The sequence below is a fragment of the Bartonella sp. P12B genome (assembly GCF_055796185.1).
Genome location: NZ_JBTTDI010000046.1, coordinates 1 through 2,172, shown reverse-complemented (window position 1 = coordinate 2,172; position 2,172 = coordinate 1). Strand labels below are relative to the sequence as shown.

Below are 2,172 nucleotides of genomic sequence, written 5' to 3'. Positions count from 1 at the left end.
CCAATGATCGCTTAACAGCTTTTGTCCTTAAGACCGATGATAGTGATCATTCCCTCTCACTCGCAAAGCTTGGGGATTTTGATGAAGAACAGCAAAGATATGTCTCAAGTCACCCCTATGTGACCGGTCCTCGTTTTTCGTCTGTCAATGCGCAAAGCTGGAGTGCCCATCAAGATGAGGCTTTAGCCTTCCGTGTTTTGGCAGCACGCTACAGACAAACAACAAAGACCATTGATCTTGGCACATTTGACCTTGTTGACTGTTCTGATTTGCAAATCCGTGCCGCGGTTGAATTGCCTTCTAGTGATTGTTCGGTGATCTTTGAAATTGAAAGAAACAATGGCACGATTTATCAACTTCTCCCCTTTCAATTGTTAAGCCTCACCGAATATATCAGTGAAACAGTTCAATTACGTGCCATTCTCAAAGGCACAGAAAAACTCTCCCCCGTTCTGTTTGCTCCTGTTCAGTTGATTGCCGGCAAGATTCATAACACAGCAACCTATGTTACCCGTGCTTTTGCCTTTGGTGAGAAGGCAAGATTGACCAGCTATATCAAGACCTTTTTACCAGGCGGCTCCACATTCACTTTAGAGATGCAACTGGATGATGGTGCTTTTACCCCCCTCACCTTAGAGGAAACAGAACAGCTTTCCGAGCCGCTTTGGGTGGAGCGAAAATTTGTCAGCAGCAATAAGACAGCGAGACAAGCGCGCTTGAAACTCACTTTAACCGGTGGACCTTCGGCGCGATCAATGTTGCGTGATTTTGGTGCTGGCATCTTGTGATACCCCCCTCGCTTTGAAAGATCAGATTTTGGGCAGCTTTAGAGACTTGGAGAATAGACATGACAAAAACCAAAAAGCTTGCAATGGAATTGCCCAAAGAAGGGCGTTTTATCAGTTCTGAATTCCCCATTTTGCGTGAGAATTTGACAAAACTTGATCAAGCCATCGCCGATGTGGAAGAAAAGCTAGATAAAAAAGCTCCTTCAAAACATACGCATAGCATAGGGGATGTTACAGATCTTGAAGCAGTCCTCAAAGGTAAAATGGCAGCGGACAAAACCTTCACTTTAACTGATTTGGGTGATATCGAGGGCGCTAAGGACGCCGCTAACAATTATGTTCTCTATAAAGCTAGCAACAATCATTTTACCTTTGGCAGTGCTGTCTCTTTGCTTGGAGCCCACCAACACAAAATTGAAGATATTGTCGGTCTTGATAGATTTAGAGCAAAGCTTAATGAAGATCTGACAAGCTATGGGCGCCTAGCACAAGCCAATGAATGGCAGGATTACAATAAGTTCACAAAAAAAGTCACTATGAGTGATGGCTTGGAACTCATAAGCAATTCATCTGAAAACTTCACGCACCTTCATCATTCACTATCCGATTTAATGGGTATTGCTCATACGCCATTGAGTATCATGCGGGATGGTAATCAGGATGGTAATTCGTCATTGAGTATCAGACATAATGGTGAAGTGGTGACAAGCTTAAGTGCAACGGGAAGCAAGCTTAAAGGACCGCTGAAAGTTGATGGTGCGGAAGTTTATAGCAAAGAGGAAGCTGTTGTTGCTCTTCAAGAAATACGTGATGAAATCACAAAACTGAGGAAAGCGACCTCTCCCCTAGAAGTTCTTGTAACACAAAGTGGCACTATTCCATTGCCTGAAGGGGTTAGCGATAACACCGATATCGAAATATGGGCATGGGGTGGCGGTGGTGGTGGGGGAGATGGAGGCTGGTTAAGAAATAATACCTCCCTTAACAGTCGTATCACCTACTATGGTGGTGGTGGTGGTGGTGGAAGTCAATATGCGTGTGTTAAAGTAAAAGCTTCACAACTAAGATCGGCAAAAGCCATTGAAATTGGTCGAGGAGGACGAGGTGCTTCTCCGGGAGGCAGTGGAGGTGCTGGTGGTGATACACGCATCGCAGGAATTATTATAGCATATGGGGGTGCTGGTGGAGGTGGAGGCGCCGGTGGTTCAGGAGGCACATCTTACTTCAATGGTAGCCATGGCGGCGATGCTAGTTTTCATGGTTATAGAGGGAGCTCCTTTATTTACGCCGGTGGGTATGGTGGTGATGGGGGTAGTGGTAATGGTGGAAACTCTTTTTTTGGCGGCGGTGGAGGTGGAGGTGCTAGTGCTAATAATGGGAGTGG

1 protein-coding gene and 1 pseudogene are annotated in these 2,172 nt (G+C 45.5%); both read left to right on the top strand.

Annotated elements, in window-relative coordinates; genetic code table 11:
* Positions 1–788, top strand: a pseudogene (locus AC0QT1_RS08505) (DUF4815 domain-containing protein); the annotation flags it as partial.
* Between the two features lie 59 nt (positions 789–847).
* A partial coding sequence (locus AC0QT1_RS08500; protein ID WP_473202115.1) for a Bgr_08870 family protein occupies positions 848–2,172 on the top strand: 1,325 nt, incomplete at its 3' end.